16 protein-coding genes are annotated in these 14896 nt (G+C 67.3%); 11 read left to right on the forward strand and 5 right to left on the reverse strand.

All coding sequences use genetic code 11. The features are described from left to right. The first annotated feature begins 139 nt into the window (after positions 1-139). The 7 genes from QGN32_RS09245 to QGN32_RS09275 are packed head-to-tail and all read left to right on the forward strand — an operon-like array spanning position 140 to position 7164. A complete protein-coding gene (locus QGN32_RS09245) occupies positions 140-3034 on the forward strand; it encodes a Na+/H+ antiporter subunit A (RefSeq protein WP_326549000.1) in 2895 nt (964 codons plus the stop codon). Next, positions 3031-3504, forward strand: a complete 474-nt coding sequence (locus QGN32_RS09250) for a Na(+)/H(+) antiporter subunit C (RefSeq protein WP_326548275.1) — start codon at positions 3031-3033, stop codon at positions 3502-3504. Before QGN32_RS09245 ends, QGN32_RS09250 begins: the two co-directional genes overlap by 4 nt. After that, complete coding sequence (locus QGN32_RS09255) at positions 3501-5099, forward strand: Na+/H+ antiporter subunit D (RefSeq protein WP_326548276.1); 1599 nt, start codon at positions 3501-3503, stop codon at positions 5097-5099. Before QGN32_RS09250 ends, QGN32_RS09255 begins: the two co-directional genes overlap by 4 nt. Next, positions 5096-5629 carry a Na+/H+ antiporter subunit E gene (locus tag QGN32_RS09260; protein WP_326548277.1) on the forward strand — a complete coding sequence of 178 codons (534 nt, stop codon included), beginning with the start codon at positions 5096-5098 and terminating at the stop codon, positions 5627-5629. Before QGN32_RS09255 ends, QGN32_RS09260 begins: the two co-directional genes overlap by 4 nt. Beyond that, positions 5626-5913: a monovalent cation/H+ antiporter complex subunit F gene (locus QGN32_RS09265; RefSeq protein ID WP_326548278.1), complete on the forward strand. Its 288-nt coding sequence runs from the start codon at positions 5626-5628 to the stop codon at positions 5911-5913. Before QGN32_RS09260 ends, QGN32_RS09265 begins: the two co-directional genes overlap by 4 nt. Continuing rightward, the gene (gene mnhG / locus QGN32_RS09270) at positions 5910-6272 is read left to right on the forward strand and encodes a monovalent cation/H(+) antiporter subunit G (RefSeq protein ID WP_326548279.1); all 363 of its coding nucleotides are present in this window, start codon (positions 5910-5912) and stop codon (positions 6270-6272) included. Before QGN32_RS09265 ends, mnhG begins: the two co-directional genes overlap by 4 nt. Further along, entirely contained in the window at positions 6259-7164 is a 906-nt protein-coding gene (locus QGN32_RS09275) for an SAM-dependent methyltransferase (RefSeq protein WP_326548280.1), read from the forward strand. Before mnhG ends, QGN32_RS09275 begins: the two co-directional genes overlap by 14 nt. A 37-nt stretch (positions 7165-7201) precedes the next feature. Here the strand turns inward: QGN32_RS09275 and QGN32_RS09280 are convergent, their stop codons facing one another. The 5 genes from QGN32_RS09280 to napA are packed head-to-tail and all read right to left on the reverse strand — an operon-like array spanning position 7202 to position 10494. Beyond that, positions 7202-7837 carry an LON peptidase substrate-binding domain-containing protein gene (locus QGN32_RS09280; protein WP_326548281.1) on the reverse strand — a complete coding sequence of 212 codons (636 nt, stop codon included), beginning with the start codon at positions 7835-7837 and terminating at the stop codon, positions 7202-7204. 2 nt (positions 7838-7839) lie between these two features. After that, positions 7840-9006: a glutamate--cysteine ligase gene (locus tag QGN32_RS09285; RefSeq protein WP_326549001.1), complete on the reverse strand. Its 1167-nt coding sequence runs from the start codon at positions 9004-9006 to the stop codon at positions 7840-7842. Next, positions 8963-9676, reverse strand: coding sequence for a superoxide dismutase[Cu-Zn] (gene sodC / locus QGN32_RS09290; protein WP_326548282.1), 714 nt, complete (start codon positions 9674-9676; stop codon positions 8963-8965). The genes QGN32_RS09285 and sodC overlap by 44 nt, the downstream gene beginning before the upstream one ends. A gap of 10 nt (positions 9677-9686) precedes the next feature. Further along, on the reverse strand, positions 9687-10145 hold the full coding sequence (locus QGN32_RS09295; RefSeq protein WP_326548283.1) for a LytR C-terminal domain-containing protein: 459 nt from the start codon (positions 10143-10145) through the stop codon (positions 9687-9689). Positions 10146-10185: 40 nt separating this feature from the next. Next, the gene (gene napA / locus QGN32_RS09300; RefSeq protein WP_326549002.1) at positions 10186-10494 is read right to left on the reverse strand and encodes a nucleoid-associated protein NapA; all 309 of its coding nucleotides are present in this window, start codon (positions 10492-10494) and stop codon (positions 10186-10188) included. A 123-nt stretch (positions 10495-10617) separates the two neighbouring features. Here napA and QGN32_RS09305 point away from each other — a divergent pair, with 123 nt between their 5' ends. The 4 genes from QGN32_RS09305 to QGN32_RS09320 all read left to right on the forward strand — a co-directional run bounded on the left by QGN32_RS09305 (position 10618) and on the right by QGN32_RS09320 (position 14871). Beyond that, positions 10618-11211 (forward strand): peptide deformylase, encoded by a 594-nt coding sequence (locus QGN32_RS09305; protein WP_326548284.1) that lies wholly within the window; start codon positions 10618-10620, stop codon positions 11209-11211. Next, a complete protein-coding gene (locus QGN32_RS09310; protein ID WP_326548285.1) occupies positions 11211-12101 on the forward strand; it encodes an N-acetylglutamate synthase, CG3035 family in 891 nt (296 codons plus the stop codon). The genes QGN32_RS09305 and QGN32_RS09310 overlap by 1 nt, the downstream gene beginning before the upstream one ends. A gap of 3 nt (positions 12102-12104) precedes the next feature. Continuing rightward, positions 12105-12929, forward strand: a complete 825-nt coding sequence (locus QGN32_RS09315) for an exodeoxyribonuclease III (RefSeq protein WP_326548286.1) — start codon at positions 12105-12107, stop codon at positions 12927-12929. Between the two features lie 355 nt (positions 12930-13284). Continuing rightward, positions 13285-14871, forward strand: coding sequence for an HNH endonuclease signature motif containing protein (locus QGN32_RS09320; RefSeq protein WP_326548287.1), 1587 nt, complete (start codon positions 13285-13287; stop codon positions 14869-14871). The last annotated feature ends 25 nt before the right edge of the window (positions 14872-14896 follow it).

Below are 14896 nucleotides of genomic sequence, written 5' to 3' on the forward strand. Positions count from 1 at the left end.
GTGGTGCCCGCGACGCGGCACGGTAGCGCTGATCGGTCCCCGTAGAATGTGGTTCACCGAAAGCCCTGCCGGCTGACACCCCGACCATAAGTTCTCCGGTTGGCGGCCGCGCGCTGTCAACCCAATCGATCGGAGTGCCCTGCTCGCCGTCCTGCTCGCCCACGCGGTCGCCACCGCGCTCGCACCCCTGCTTGTCTACAGGTGGGGGCGGATGGCGTTCTATCCGCTGGGGTTGGTGCCGCTTTTCTCGCTGATCTGGGTGGCGACGAACTGGCCGGACCCCGGCCGGTCGACAAGGGTCGACATCGCATGGGTGCCCGAGCTGTCGATGGACGTCAACCTGCGCTTCGACTCACTCGCTGCGATCATGAGCGTGCTGGTGCTCGCGATCGGTGCGCTGGTGCTGTTCTACTGTGCCGACTACTTCCATCACCACGACGGCCGTGAGGAGAACCGGCTGCCCAGCTTCGCCGCCGAACTCGTCGCCTTCTCCGGCGCCATGTTCGGACTGGTGACCAGCGACAACATGCTGATGCTCTACGTGTTCTGGGAGATCACCTCGGTGCTCTCGTTCCTGCTGGTGGGCCACTACGCCGAACGAATGGCCAGCAGGCGGGCGGCAACCCAGGCACTGCTGGTGACGACATTCGGCGGGCTGGCGATGCTGGTGGGCATCATCGCGCTCGGCGAGATCGCGGGCACCTATCTGTTGTCGGAACTCATCGCATCGCCGCCGGGCGGGGTGGCCGTGTCCGTCGCCCTCGTGCTGGTGCTCATCGGTGCGCTGTCCAAATCGGCGATCGTGCCACTGCACTTCTGGCTGCCGGGGGCGATGGCCGCCCCGACACCGGTGAGCGCCTACCTGCACGCCGCGGCCATGGTCAAGGCGGGCGTGTATCTCATCGCACGGATGACGCCGGGGTTCGCCGACGTGGCGCCGTGGCGGCCGATGGTGGTCTCGCTCGGGTTGCTGACCATGCTGCTCGCGGGCTGGCGCGCGGTGCGCGAGTACGACCTAAAGCTGATTCTGGCGTTCGGCACGGTCAGCCAGTTGGGGCTGATCACCGTGATGGTCGGCGCGGGCGGCAGCGACATGATGCTCGGCGGGCTGGCCATGCTGGTCGCGCATGCCATGTTCAAGGCGGCGCTGTTCATGGTCGTCGGCATCATCGACCACACCACCGGAACCCGGGACATCCGCAGGCTGGCCTGGCTCGGCGACCGCGCGCGTCCGCTGCTGATCATCGCGATCGGCGCGACCGCGAGCATGGCCGCATTGCCGCCGTTCTTCGGTTTCGTCGCCAAGGAGGCCGACTTCGAGACGGTGTTGCACAGTCCGTACCTCGGTGCCGCGTCGCCGGTCGTGCTCGCCGGTATCGTGCTCGGCGCGGTCTTCACCACCATCTACAGCCTGCGCTTCCTGTTCGGTGCGTTCGGCCGCAAGGGACAGGCGGAGCCGAGTAGGCGGGTCGCAGAGATGCACCGCCTGGAGATCCCGTTCATGCTTGCGCCCGCGATCCTGGCCGCGGCGGGTCTGGCCTTCGGGATCTGGCCCGCCGGGATCGGCGCGGTATTGGAGGGATACGCCGACACAGTGCCGGGCGGGAAGAACTACTACCTCGCACTGTGGCACGGGCTCAACCTGCCGGTGTTGTTGTCGGCCCTGGTGATCGCGGCGGGGACGGCCGCCTACTTCGCGCGCGACATGCTGCGTCGCGCACCGCTCCCGATTCGCGTGCTCGGTAACGCCGACCGCGCCTACGACGGCGTGATCCGGGCGTTCGACGTGCTCGCAGTGCGGGTCACGGCCGTCACCCAGCGCGGGTCGATTCCGGCCACCCAGTCGGCAATCCTGGCCACGCTCGTCGCGGTGCCGACGGTCGCGCTGGCCGTCGGAGCCCGTGACCGCCCTGATTTCGCCCTGTGGGACATCCCGCTGCACGCAGTCGTCGGCGTGGTCATGCTGGCCGCCGCGTTCGGCCTGACCGTGATGCGCAATCGGCTGGCCTCTGCGCTACTGGTCGGGGTGACCGGCTATGGCTGCGGCGTGATCTTCGCGCTGCACGGCGCACCCGACCTGGCACTGACCCAGTTGCTGGTGGAGACGCTGACGCTGGTGATCTTCGTGCTCGTGCTGCGGTCCTTGCCCGCGGAGGCCGAACGGGCACAGGTCACCGCGCACCGATGGCCGCGCGCCGCGCTCGCGCTGGCGGTGGGCGCAACGGTCGCCACACTGGCGAGTTTCGCGGCGGCCGAGCGCTCCGGCGCAGCCATCTCCGAACTGCTTCCCGACGCCGCCTACTTCCGGGGTCATGGCTCCAACACCGTCAACGTCCTGCTGGTCGACATCCGCGCCTGGGACACCATGGGCGAGATCATGGTGTTGCTCGTGGCGGCCACCGGGGTCACGTCGATGGTGTTCCGTCATCGGCGTTTCGGCTCACCGCCGCGAGTAGCCGACGGGGGCCAACCCGATATCGGTCAGATCGCGGCGTTCGTCAACATCAGCCCGGCCTTCGGCGACACCACCTGGCTGCGCGGCAGCGAGTTGCGCGACCCGCAGCACCGTTCGCTGGTGCTCGAGGTGGCCACCCGCATGATTTTCCCTCTGATCATGGTGTTGTCGGTGTACTTCTTCTTCGCCGGCCACAACACGCCCGGCGGCGGCTTCGCAGGCGGGTTGACCGCGGGACTGGCGGTGGTGCTGCGCTACATCGCCGGCGGCCGCTACGAACTCGGCGAAACCCTGCCGTTCGACGCCGGCAAGGTGCTCGGCACGGGTTTGACGTTGTCGGCCGGGACCGCGGTCAGTTCGCTACTGCTCGGCGCCCCAGCCTTGTCGTCGGCATTGATCGAGATCGATGTGCCGGTGCTGGGCACGGTCAAGTTCGTCACTTCGCTGTTCTTCGATGCGGGGGTTTACCTGATCGTGCTCGGCCTGGTCCTCGACGTGTTGCGCAGTCTCGGGGCCCGCCTGGATGTCGAGTTGGCTGAGTCGAGGTCCGCTCGACGGTCGGGGACGGGTGTGCGATGACCTCCTATCTGGTTCAGCTCCTGTTGATCGGCGGGGTCACCAGCGCCGGGGTGTACCTGCTGCTGGAACGCACCCTGACCAGGATGCTCATGGGGCTGCTGCTGATCAGCAATGCCGTCAACCTGCTCATCCTGACCGCCGGCGGCGCGGCGGGCAATCCGCCGATCCGGGGCCGCACCAGCGAGGGCGCTGAGCACACCGCTGACCCGCTGGCCCAGGCGATGATCCTCACCGCGATCGTCATCACCATGGGCATCGCGGCGTTCGTGTTGGCGTTGGCCTATCGGTCGTATCGGCTGACCACCGCTGATGAGGTCAGCGACGATCCCGAGGACACGCGGGTGTCGCGGCTGTCCGACGAGGAGGCGACCACGATCGACGCCGACCGGCCGAAACCACCCGGCCTCTACAAGGACACCGACGAACCCGACGAACTGGACGCAGTGCCCGGGGAAGAGGGATCGCGATGAGCCTCTCGGGCGTCCTGACGCCGCTGCCGGTGCTGATTCCCACGCTCGGGGCGGCCATGAGCCTGCTCGCCGGGCGGCGGCCGCGCCTGCAGCGCGTCATCACGCTGGGTGCGTTGTCGGCCGTGGTGGTGGTGTGTTCGATGCTGCTCTGGCTGTCCGACCAGGGCGGCACCATCGCGTTACACGTCGGCGGATGGGGCCCAACGCTTGCCGGTCTGGGTCCGCTTGGCATCTCGCTGGTGATCGACCGATTGTCGGCGCTGATGCTCGTTGTTTCCTCGATCGTGCTGCTCGCCGTCGTGTTCTACGCGATCGGGCAGGGTATCCGCGACGGTGACGAACGCCAGCCGGTGTCGATCTTCCTGCCCTCTTACCTGGTGCTCTCGGCGGGTGTGTGCATGGCATTCGTCGCAGGCGATCTGTTCAACCTCTACGTCGGCTTCGAAGTGCTGCTGGCCGCGAGCTTCGTGTTGTTGACCATCGGCGCCAGCAAAGAGCGCGTCCGCGCCGGCGCCTCCTATGTGATGGTTTCGATGGTCTCGTCGATGATCTTCTTGTTCGGCATCGCGTTCGTCTACTCGGCCACCGGGACACTGAACCTGGCCGAACTGGCGATGCGGTTGGACCACGTCAGTGCGGGAACCCGCACCGCGATGTTCGCCGTGCTGCTCGTGGCGTTCGGCATCAAGGCCGCGGTGTTCCCGCTGTCGACCTGGCTGCCCGATTCATACCCGACTGCCCCCGCGCCGGTCACCGCGGTCTTCGCGGGCCTGCTGACGAAGGTCGGCGTGTACGCCATCATCCGGACGCACTCGCTGCTGTTTCCCGGTGGTGGCCTGGATCCGCTGCTGTTCGTGGCCGCGCTCGCGACCATGCTGATCGGCATCCTCGGCGCCATCGCCCAGAGCGACATCAAACGACTGCTGTCGTTCACGCTCGTCAGCCACATCGGGTACATGGTGTTCGGCATCGCGCTGTCGAGCGATCTCGGCACGGCCGGTGCGATCTACTATGTGGCGCACCACATTCTGGTGCAGACGACGCTGTTCCTCGTGGTCGGCCTGATCGAACGTCAGGCTGGCGCATCGACCCTGCAACGTCTCGGCGGTCTAGCCGCCGCCAGCCCGCTGCTCGCGTTCATCTTCGTGGTCCCCGCCCTCAATCTCGGTGGTATTCCGCCGTTTTCGGGTTTCATCGGCAAAGTCGCGCTGATGGAGGCGGGTGCCGAACAGGGTTCGGTGCTGGCCTGGACCCTGGTTGGTGGAAGCGTAGTGACCAGCTTGCTGACGCTGTATGTGGTCACACGGGTGTGGACCAAGGCGTTCTGGCGATCCCGGGCCGACGCGCCCGAGGGGCACCTGGCGGCTGCGGTACCGGCGGCGCTGCTCGACGTGTCGGACGACGTCGCATTCGCCGATCGCAAGTACGTGGGCCGCATGCCGGTCGGCATGCTGGTGCCCACCGGTGCGCTGATCGTCGTGGGCGTCGCGTTGACGGTTTTCGCCGGACCGATCATCGCCTACAGCGAGCGTGCGGCCGACCAGGTACTGAACCGGGGACAGTACATCACCGCAGTGTTGGGGGTGCATCGATGAGGAGCGCGCTGCTGCGGCTGAGTGTGCTCGGCGGACTGGTTCTGGTTTGGATTCTGTTGTGGGGCGACGCTTCTGCGGCGAACTTCATCGGCGGTCTGGTGGTGGCACTGGTGATCACGCTTCTGCTGCCGCTGCCGAGGGTGCCCGTCCAAGGCAAAGTGCACCCGCTGTCGCTGCTACGGCTTGTGGCCCAGGTCGCCTACTGGCTGGCGGGCTCGTCGATACAGATCGCGTGGCTGGCGATCAAGCCGGGGCCGCCACCGCTGAGCGCGGTGCTGCGGGCACACTTCGCACTCAAGTCCGATCTGGTGCTGACGCTGGCGGCCAACATCATCAACCTCACCCCGGGCACGATTGCACTCGAAATCGACCAGGCTCGCAGGATGGTCTACGTCCATGTGATCAATGTCGGCTCCGACCGCACCCTGAACCACTTCTACACCCAGATGGCGACGTTGGAGCGGTTGCTGGTGGCAGCGTTGGAACGCGAGGAAGACTGGCGACCAGCGACGGACAAGGAGGCCGCATGACTTACGTGTGGGTGATCGCCGCCGTGATGATCAGCACCGCCGCGACGATCACGATGTACCGAATGCTTGCGGGGCGGAGCACTCTCGACCGTCTGGTCGCGCTGGACACCCTGACGGCAGTGACGATGTGCGGCATCGGTACCTGGGCGGCGTTCAGCCTGGATACCACCGTCACGTACAGCTTGACCGCGTTGGCGTTGATCAGCTTTGTCGGCTCGGTCAGCGTCGCCCGCTTCCGCGTGCCCGACGTGGAGAAGCCGCGCGGCAGACGGGCACCGCGATGAACGTGGCCGACATCATCAGCGGGATCCTCGTACTCGGGGGCTCGGCGCTGGCGCTGACCGCCGCCATCGGCATCGTCCGATTCCCGGACACCTTGATGCGCATGCACGCTGCGACCAAACCACAGACACTTGGCCTGCTGCTGGTGCTCTCCGGGGCGACGATCAGGCTGCGCGGCAATGCCGACGTCGGCATGCTGATCCTGACCGGGCTGTTCGCGCTGATCACCGCCCCGGTAATCGCCAACCGTGTCGGCCAGCTGGCATACCGGGAGCACAACTACCGCGAGGACCTCCTCATCAGAGACGAGATGCGGGAGTTCGCCGATCACCCGGAAAGCGTTGACAATGGCCAGGACTGACGGCGACAGCTGGGACATCACCGAGAGCGTCGGCGCAACCGCGCTGGGCGTGGCGTGGTCGCGGGCGCAGGAGCAGGACACCGACTGCCCGCTGTTCACCGATCCGTACGCGAAGATGTTCGTCGACGCTGCCCTGGAGCGCGGGTGGCGGTTGCCCCCAGCCCACATGGTCGCGCGGATCAAGGCCATCGGCGGGTATGCGGCGTCACGCACCAAGTGGTTCGACGAGTTCTTCCTCGCCGCTGGCGCCAACGGGATCGAGCAGTCGGTGATCTTGGCCTCGGGTCTGGACGCCCGCGCCTGGCGGCTCCCCTGGATCGACGGCAGCGTCATCTACGAGATCGACCAGCCGAAGGTGTTGGCGTTCAAGGCCGAGGTACTTCTCGCGCACGGCGCGACGCCCTCGGCACGGTGCGTTCCGGTCCCGATCGACCTTCGCGACGACTGGCCGACAGCGTTGCGCGACGCGGGGTTCGACGCCAGCGAGCCGACCGCTTGGGCGGTCGAGGGTCTGCTGCCGTACCTGCCGGCGAGCGGGCAGGACTTGCTGTTCGAACGCATCCACGACCTCAGCACGCGCGGTAGCCGGGTCGGCGTCGAGTCGTTCGGCGCGGGGTTCTTCGATCCGGAGTATCTGGCGAGCCGACGGCAGAAGCTGCAGCAGTACCGGCAGGAGGCCGGCGAAGAGGACGACGGGAACGCGCTCGATGTCCAGGATCTGTGGTTCATCGAAGCGCGCACCGAGGTGACCGACTGGCTGACCGACCACGGTTGGGAAGTGACCGCTATCGCTGCCGCGGAGTTGATGGACCGCTACGGCCGGTGCGCGGTCGGCGAGGCCGACGATGCCACACCCCGAACGGTTTTTGTCGAGGGCAACAAGATGTGCTGACAAACGGTGTCGGCACGCCGGCGTCGCGGCGAAATAGCTAATCCCCGATCTGAAACTCCACCATGGCGTGGAGGGTTTCGACGGCATCGCGCAGCGCCTCCAGTCGTTCGGCGACCGTCGGAGCTGCCAGCACGGCGTAGCGGTCGGCTTGCCCTATCGGCAGCCGAGACGTCAACGCGTACAACCACTTACCGGCATCGCCGGAGGCGTCGGCACCCGCCACGAACTCGCGGCCGTCGACCTCGGCGCCCCGTACGGTGGCGATCCGCTCGAACAGCGCGACCATGCGGCCCTCCACCTCGCGGATCGCATCCACCCCCACCGGGTCGCCCGGCTGGTCCGACCACGGCTCGACCGCGGCGCGTGGGTAAGGGTCGTCGGGTTGCCATTCGATGACTCGGATACGTTCGCCCATCGTGCATTTCAGCCGGTAGCGTCCGTCGCCGAAGTCGGCGACCTCGACGATGTGGGCGAGCGCGCCGACGTCGCTGCGGGTGTCCCCGCCGCCCACTTCCCGACCTGACGCGATCAGCACCACGCCGAACGCGGGATCATCGGCTTGGGCCAGGCAATCCGAAACCAGCGCGCTGTAGCGGGGCTCGAAGATGCGCAGCGGGAGCTCCTCGCCGGGCAGCATGGCCACCTGCAGCGGGAACATCGGGATCGCGGCCACCGTCAGATGTCCAGTTCGGCGACCAATGCGTCGACGACCGCGCGCAGGTCACCGTCGTGCTCCTCGGCGACGCGGCGTTGCCGTTGATAGGACGCGCCGGACCCGTAGATGTCAGCGACGCGGCGCAGTTCGTCGGCGCAGTGCAGTGATGCGGCCACGGGTTCGAGGCGGTTCAGCAGCTCGTCGAGATCCTCGGTCACCAGCCGTTCGTTGCTGTCGGCGTCCCGGATGATGATGGCGTCGAGGCCGTATCGTGCGGCGCGCCACTTGTTCTCCTGCACATGCCACGGCGGCATGGTGGGCAGCGGCTCACCGGCGTCCAGGTGGCGATCGAGGTCGACCACCAGGCAATGCGTCAGCGCCACCAGAGCGCTCAGCTCCCGCAGGTTCGACACGCCGTCGAAGATCCGGATCTCCACGGTGCCGATGTGGGGGGAAGGCCGGATGTCCCAACGGATTTCGTTCATATGGTCGATGATTCCCGTCTTCTTCTGGTCGTAGACGAAGCGTTCCCACTCCGCCCACGTCTGGAAGTGGAACGGCAGACCGGCCGTCGGCAACTGCTGAAACATCATGGAGCGGTTGGAGGCGTAGCCGGTGTCCTCACCGTCCCAGAACGGAGAGGACGCCGACAGCGCCAGCAGGTGCGGGTAGTGGTTGAGCAGCGAGGTGATGATCGCCATCACCTTGTGCGCAGAGCGCACCCCGACATGTACGTGCACACCCCAGATCAGCATCTGCCGGCCCCACCACTGGGTGCGCTTGATCAGCTCGGCGTAGCGCGGCGCATCGGTCAGGCTGCCCGGCGACCACTTCGCGAACGGATGCGTGCCCGCGCAGAACAGTTCCATGCCGCGGTCGCGGACGATCCCGCGCGCGGTGACCAGCGTCGAGCGCAGGTCGTCCATCGCCTCGGGCACCGATTCGCAGATACCCGTGACGATCTCGACGGTGTTACGCAGCAGCTCCTTGTGCACGCGCGGATTGTCGCCGAGCTCCTCGATGACCGCGGCCGCCTCGTTGCTCAGATCGCGCGTGGTGGCGTCGACGAGGGCGAACTCCCATTCGACACCGACCGTCGGCCGTGGGGAGCCGACGAAATCGATACGGCTGCTAGCCGGTGCCTTACCGGGCGGAGATGACACCGCATGCCACCCGCGCGCCGGCATCACCGGTCGCCAGAGTGGCCGCATCCGGTGGCGGGTCACCATTGACCTGCTGGTAGCGCTCCGGCGGGATGTTGGCGAAGTTGTCCGCCTTCTCGTGGATGATGATCGCCGTCCCCGCATCCGCGGTGAGTTCCTCGGCGGTGAACGAATCGGTCGTCGTCACCGACTTCGCCGAACCGTCCTCGCGCACCTGCAACGACGACAGATCGCCGCTCGCCGGATGGCCGCTGTGACCGGGGACCTGGAAATGCCCGCCCGCGGAGTTGAAGTTCCCTGGGGCGCCGCCGGTGGGCGCCACCGAGTTGGCCTCGCACTTGCCGACCTGGTGGATGTGCATGCCGTGGAAGCCGGGAGTGAGCTCTCCGGAGCTGACCGTCTCGACGGTGATCGTCGCGTAGCCGTCGGTGAACTGGATGTCGGCGGTGGCGACAGGGGTGCCGTCGGCCAGTTTCAGCTCGGCGGTGAGTGTCTCGCCGGCGGCCTGGCTTTCACCCTGACCACCGCCGTGCCCGCCGCCGCCCTCACCCGGGGGCGCCGACGGAGAAGGCGACCCGGTCCACACCGGCGGCGGGGTACCGGGTGTACTGCTGGGTTCTTCTGGCGCCGCGCAGGCGCTCAACGCCAGAGCGGGAACGGCGAACAAGGCAGCGGCAGCGACGGTCTTGATCATGTGCAAGAGCCTAACCGGTGACCACCACGATGACGCCCGGCGGTTGCTCGGCGAGTGCGGGCAGTCGCGGTTCGACGGGCGCTTCGAGCAGTCGGCCCACCTCCTCTGCGGCCTCCCGCTCGCCGGGGGCGTCGCTGAAGTACACGGTGGTCGCGGTCACCTCCGGCAGCTCGAGGTTGTCGGTCTTGGTGACATTCCAGCCGGCCTCGCGCAACCGACCTGCGGTCCCCTCCGCCGCGCCCGCCACGGTGGAGATGTTGAAGACCCGTACCTCGGCCTCGGCGGGATTCGGCGACGCCGGCGTGGTCGGGGTGCTGGTCATGGTCGTGGTCGCCAGCGGCGCCGAGGCGTCGTCGTCGCTGTCGGAGCCCATGGCCTGGAAGGCCACCAACAGAAACACCACGCCCAGGAAAAGCAGCACCATCACCATGGCGCGCAGGGGTAACCCGGACGAGTCTCGCTGATTCATTGCGCCCACCTTATCGAGCGGGCCTCTCGGCCCCGCAAACTCAGGTGACGTCGAAGCCGAGACGGCGTGCCGCCCGCGCCTTCTGCCTGCTGGCTCGCAGCCGGCGCAACCGTTTGACCAGCATTGGATCCGCCGCCAGCGCCTCGGGCCGGTCGACGAGCGCGTTCAGCACCTGGTAGTAGCGGGTGGCTGACATGGAGAACAGTTCCTTGATGGCGTCTTCCTTGGAGCCGGCGTATTTCCACCACTGCCGCTCGAACGCGAGAATGTCGTGCTCGCGCCGGGTCAGCCCGTTGCAGAGATCAGAGTTGTCCCCGGATTGCTCAGTCCGCGCGATCGCGCCGTCCATCTGGCTCTTGGACCCTTCCGACAACTTGAATGACATCGCTGTGGTTCGGCGCTCATTCAACCACGCGAACCGATGATGAGCCGTCCGACATGCCCACGAGTCGCCTCATTAAGCTCTCCCAGCATGGCAGTCGTACCGATCCGCATCGTAGGAGATCCCGTCCTGCACACGGCCACCGATCCGGTGCCTGTCGGCGACGACGGTTCGCTGCCCGCCGACCTCGCGGACTTGATCGCCGATCTTTACGACACGATGGACGCCGCGAACGGGGTTGGCTTGGCGGCGAATCAGATCGGGGTCGCCAAGCGGGTGTTCGTCTACGACTGCGCAGAGGTGCGCGGTCGCATCACCCGGCGCCGCGGGGTCGTCGTCAATCCGGTGCTGGAGACTTCCGAGGTTCCCGAGACCATGCCCGATCCGGAGGACGACGACGAGGGTTGCCTCTCGGTGCCCGGCGAGTCGTTCCCGACGGGACGGGCCGACTGGGCCAGGGTGACGGGCCTCGACGCGGACGGCGCCCCGATCACCATCGAGGGCACCGATCTGTTCGCCCGGATGCTGCAGCACGAAACCGGCCATCTCGAGGGCTTCCTGTATTTGGACCGGTTGGTCGGCAGGCACGCGCGAAGCGCCAAGCGCACGGTGAAGTCACATGGCTGGGGTGTGCCGGGGCTGTCGTGGCTGCCCGGCAAGGATCCGGATCCGTTCGGTCACTGATGCAGGTACCTGCGGTCGGCGTGCGGGTGATGATCCGCTACCGGTTGCCCGCCGGATCGGAGCCGCCGCTGAGCGACGTGGTCGGGCATCTCGTGGCGACCGCACCGACACTTCGGGTGCGCACCAAGCACGGCGAGATCGTGGACGTCGGCGCCGACGAGGTGGTCGTCATCAAGGAACTGCCGCCGGCGACGGTGCGCACGTCCGACATTCGCAAACTCGAGTACGCCGCGGCGCTCGCGTGGCCGGGCCTCGAACAACGATGGGTCAACGGGTGGCTGCTGCGCGCCGCCGGCGGTCACACGCATCGCGGCAATTCCGCTGTGCCGCTGGGATTCGAAGCCGACGCCTCGGCGCTGCCCGAGATCATCGACTGGTACGCCGAACGCGGACTGACGCCGTGGCTTTCGGTGCCCGATCGGCTGTACCGGCTGGCCGACGCCCCGCCGCATCTGGAGACGGTCGTCATGGCATGTGACGTCGGCGCCGAAAAACCTGACCCGACAGTGACTCTCGACGACGCACCCGACGCCGAATGGCTGGGTCTGTACCGACGCGACGTGCCGATCGACGTGCTCACCGCCGTGGTCGACGGCGAGGTCGTGTTCGCGAAGGTGGCCGGCAGGGCAGTGGGCCGGGCCGCGGTGACGACGGCGCCGGACGGCGGGCGCTGGGTCGGGCTGTCAGCGGTCCGGGTGGACGAGGAATCGCGCGGTCAGGGCCTGGGGCGCGGCTTGTGCTCGGCGCTGCTGGCCTGGGGCGCCGAACGGGGTGCCGCCCGCGGCTATGCGCAGGTGCTGGCCGACAATGCCGCGGCCGTCGGTCTCTACCGGTCGATGGGTTTCGAGGTGCAGCACCGCAGCCGCTACGTCGACGCTCGTAGCCTGTAGGCCATGCGGATCGCCACCTGGAACGTCAACTCGATTCGGGCCCGGGCCGAGCGGGTCACCGACTGGCTCGAGCGGGCCGACGTCGACGTGCTGGCCATGCAGGAAACCAAGTGCAACGCCGAGCAGTTTCCGACGATGCCTTTCCTGGCCGCCGGTTACGAGGTGACGCACTGCGGGTTCAACCAGTGGAACGGGGTGGCGATCGCGTCCCGGGTGGGCATCGACGACATACAGGTCGGCTTCGACGGCCAACCCACCTGGAGCGACAAACCCGAAGTGGAAGCGGCCGCCGAAGCCCGCGCGCTCGGCGCCACCTGCAACGGCGTGCGGGTGTGGAGCCTGTACGTGCCGAACGGCCGGTTCGTCGGCTCGCCGCACTACGCGTACAAACTGGAATGGCTTGCAGCACTGCGTGATACGGCATATAGGTGGTTGTCCGACGAGCCGGCCGCACAGATCGCGCTCGTCGGCGACTGGAACATCGCACCGACCGACGAGGACGTGTGGAGCGTCGAGTTCTACCAGGGCAGCACCCATGTCACCGCGGCTGAACGCGAGGCGTTCGATGCGGTGGTCGAGGCCGGGTTCACCGATGTGGTGCGTCCGTTCACCCCGGGACCGGCGGTCTTCACCTACTGGGACTACACCCAGCTGCGGTTCCCGAAGAACCGCGGTATGCGCATCGACTTCATCCTCGGCTCACCGGCTTTGGCGGACCGGGTGACCCACGCCGAGATCGTGCGGGAGGAACGAAAAGGCAAGGCACCCAGCGATCACGCCCCGGTGCTCGTGGAACTCGGAACTTCACGCTGCAACAGCGTTGAGTAGTTGTTGCCGACGCCGAGAACCCGCCGAACGCATCGCGTCGGGGTTTACATGACACTGGTGTATCCGAACCGGCCGGCGTAGCCGCGGGCACCGGCGATCGCGTCGGAGAACGGGTCCACGGTGACGCGGTGCGCCCAGCCCTTGCGGTCGTCGAACCCGGCTGTTCCCGGTGCGTGATGATGCGCCGCGCCATACCCGCATTTCCCTCCCCTATTCAGGGAGGTGGCGGCCGGTCTGACATGTGTCGGACTCCCGCGCCGTCCACGCGCGCATTTCTCATGAGGCAACGAAGCACCCATTCGCGCGCATTTCTGATGAGTCAACGCTGTCGGACCCCGGTGGCATAATCGAATACATGTTCGAAGTGGTCGACCCCGATGCCGCAATAGCGGCAATCGAGTCGAGTCAGCGGCAGGAGGCGACCCTGATCGCGCACCGGATGGCGGCCATCGCCGACCTCCTTGCGTTCCGCACAGACGAGGCCGGTGAAATCGACCCGGATCCAGGTTGGTCGATGGTGACCGGCTTCGCGCGGACGTCGGCCGAGGTCGGTGCCGCGCTGAACATGGCTCCGTCGCTCGCGAGCCGCCTGGTGTCGCACGCCGAGTCTCTCAACACGCGCCTGCCGAAACTCGCCGCCCTGCTCGAACGGGGCGCCGTCGACTGGAGCACCACCCAGTTGATCATCACGCGCTCCGAGTTGGTCAGTGATGACATGATCAGCCAGCTCGACGAGGCAATCACGGAACGGCTGGCACGGTGGCAGACCTGGTCGCGACGGCGGGTCAAGGACGTGGTGGACAACCTGGTGCACGAGATCGATCCGCAGGCCGCCAAGGAAAGGCGTGCATCGTCCGAGCGCGACCGTTACGTCAGCGTTGAGGCACAAGTCGACGGGACGGCCAAGGTGCGCGCACGCATCACCGCGACGGCGGCGGCGGCCTTCGACCGACGGTTGTCGGAGCTGGCCATGTCGGTGTGCGCGAACGACTCTCGCACCGTTGCACAGCGGCGTGCCGATGCGTTGACCGCGCTGACGGAAGGGCGCGGCCTGCCATGCGACTGCGGCCGGCCGGACTGCCCCGCTCGTCCCCAAGAAGATGCGGAGGCTGGGCGGGTGCGCACGGTGCTCAACCTGATCGCCACCGAGGACACGGTCGCCGGGAAAAGCGACCAGCCCGGATACCTGGAGGGCTTCGGCGTGGTCGATGCCGACATGGTGCGCGAGATCGCCGAGAACGCAACAGTGCGGCCGCTGCAACAGCCCACGGTCACCCCAGAGCAGGCGGTGCGCTACCAGCCCTCGGCGGAGGTCAACCGCTGGGTCCGCTTCCGTGACCTCACGTGCCGATTCCCAGGCTGCGACCGGCCCGCTGCCATCTGCGATCTCGACCACACCACACCGTTCAACCACGACGACCCGGCCGCAGGTGGCCTGACCGTCCCGTGGGGCCTCGCCGCCTACTGCCGAGAGCACCACAGGCTGAAGACGTTCCTGAGGGGACCCGGAGGATGGCGTGACGAGCAGTTGCCCGACGGGACGATTGTCTGGATTTCGCCGACCGGCAGGACCTATCGCACCACGCCCGACTGCCCGGAGATGTTCCCCCAGATGCGTCCGGCCTGCGCCGAGCCAAAGCCGCGGAAGCGGAATCGCAAACGGGAAAGGAATGCTCGTATCCGCCATCTGCGCGCCGAGTTGGCGGCTCAACGCCCCATCAACGCCGAACAACGCCGCAGAGTTCGAGAGCGGCGGCGTGAGATGGAAGCACGGCGATGGCGCAATCGATCTCGCTTCCTGAAGATCGTCTTCAAGGGTGCCGCGCCCAGCACCAGCCCTTGGTGCCGCTGGATCAACGACCCGTTCGAGCCCGAAGAGCTACCACCCGACTGGGAGCCGCCACCGCCGCCACCGCCGGGCCCCGACGAGCCACCGTTCTGACCGGGACTGGCCGAGTCACGGGCAA

The organism is Mycolicibacterium sp. ND9-15 (assembly GCF_035918395.1).
Taxonomy (GTDB): Bacteria; Actinomycetota; Actinomycetes; order Mycobacteriales; family Mycobacteriaceae; genus Mycobacterium.

Bases quoted from the DNA above. Each gene is read 5' to 3' on its own strand.
- QGN32_RS09310 (WP_326548285.1), top strand. From the start codon at position 11,211: ATGCAGGTACCTGCGGTCGGCGTGCGGGTGATGATCCGCTACCGGTTG.
- QGN32_RS09250 (WP_326548275.1), top strand. From the start codon at position 3,031: ATGACCTCCTATCTGGTTCAGCTCCTGTTGATCGGCGGGGTCACCAGC.
- QGN32_RS09285 (WP_326549001.1), bottom strand. From the start codon at position 9,006: ATGCCGGCGCGCGGGTGGCATGCGGTGTCATCTCCGCCCGGTAAGGCA.
- QGN32_RS09260 (WP_326548277.1), top strand. From the start codon at position 5,096: ATGAGGAGCGCGCTGCTGCGGCTGAGTGTGCTCGGCGGACTGGTTCTG.
- sodC (WP_326548282.1), bottom strand. From the start codon at position 9,676: ATGATCAAGACCGTCGCTGCCGCTGCCTTGTTCGCCGTTCCCGCTCTG.
- QGN32_RS09305 (WP_326548284.1), top strand. From the start codon at position 10,618: ATGGCAGTCGTACCGATCCGCATCGTAGGAGATCCCGTCCTGCACACG.
- QGN32_RS09265 (WP_326548278.1), top strand. From the start codon at position 5,626: ATGACTTACGTGTGGGTGATCGCCGCCGTGATGATCAGCACCGCCGCG.
- QGN32_RS09315 (WP_326548286.1), top strand. From the start codon at position 12,105: ATGCGGATCGCCACCTGGAACGTCAACTCGATTCGGGCCCGGGCCGAG.
- QGN32_RS09255 (WP_326548276.1), top strand. From the start codon at position 3,501: ATGAGCCTCTCGGGCGTCCTGACGCCGCTGCCGGTGCTGATTCCCACG.
- mnhG (WP_326548279.1), top strand. From the start codon at position 5,910: ATGAACGTGGCCGACATCATCAGCGGGATCCTCGTACTCGGGGGCTCG.
- QGN32_RS09295 (WP_326548283.1), bottom strand. From the start codon at position 10,145: ATGAATCAGCGAGACTCGTCCGGGTTACCCCTGCGCGCCATGGTGATG.
- napA (WP_326549002.1), bottom strand. From the start codon at position 10,494: ATGGACGGCGCGATCGCGCGGACTGAGCAATCCGGGGACAACTCTGAT.
- QGN32_RS09320 (WP_326548287.1), top strand. From the start codon at position 13,285: ATGTTCGAAGTGGTCGACCCCGATGCCGCAATAGCGGCAATCGAGTCG.
- QGN32_RS09275 (WP_326548280.1), top strand. From the start codon at position 6,259: ATGGCCAGGACTGACGGCGACAGCTGGGACATCACCGAGAGCGTCGGC.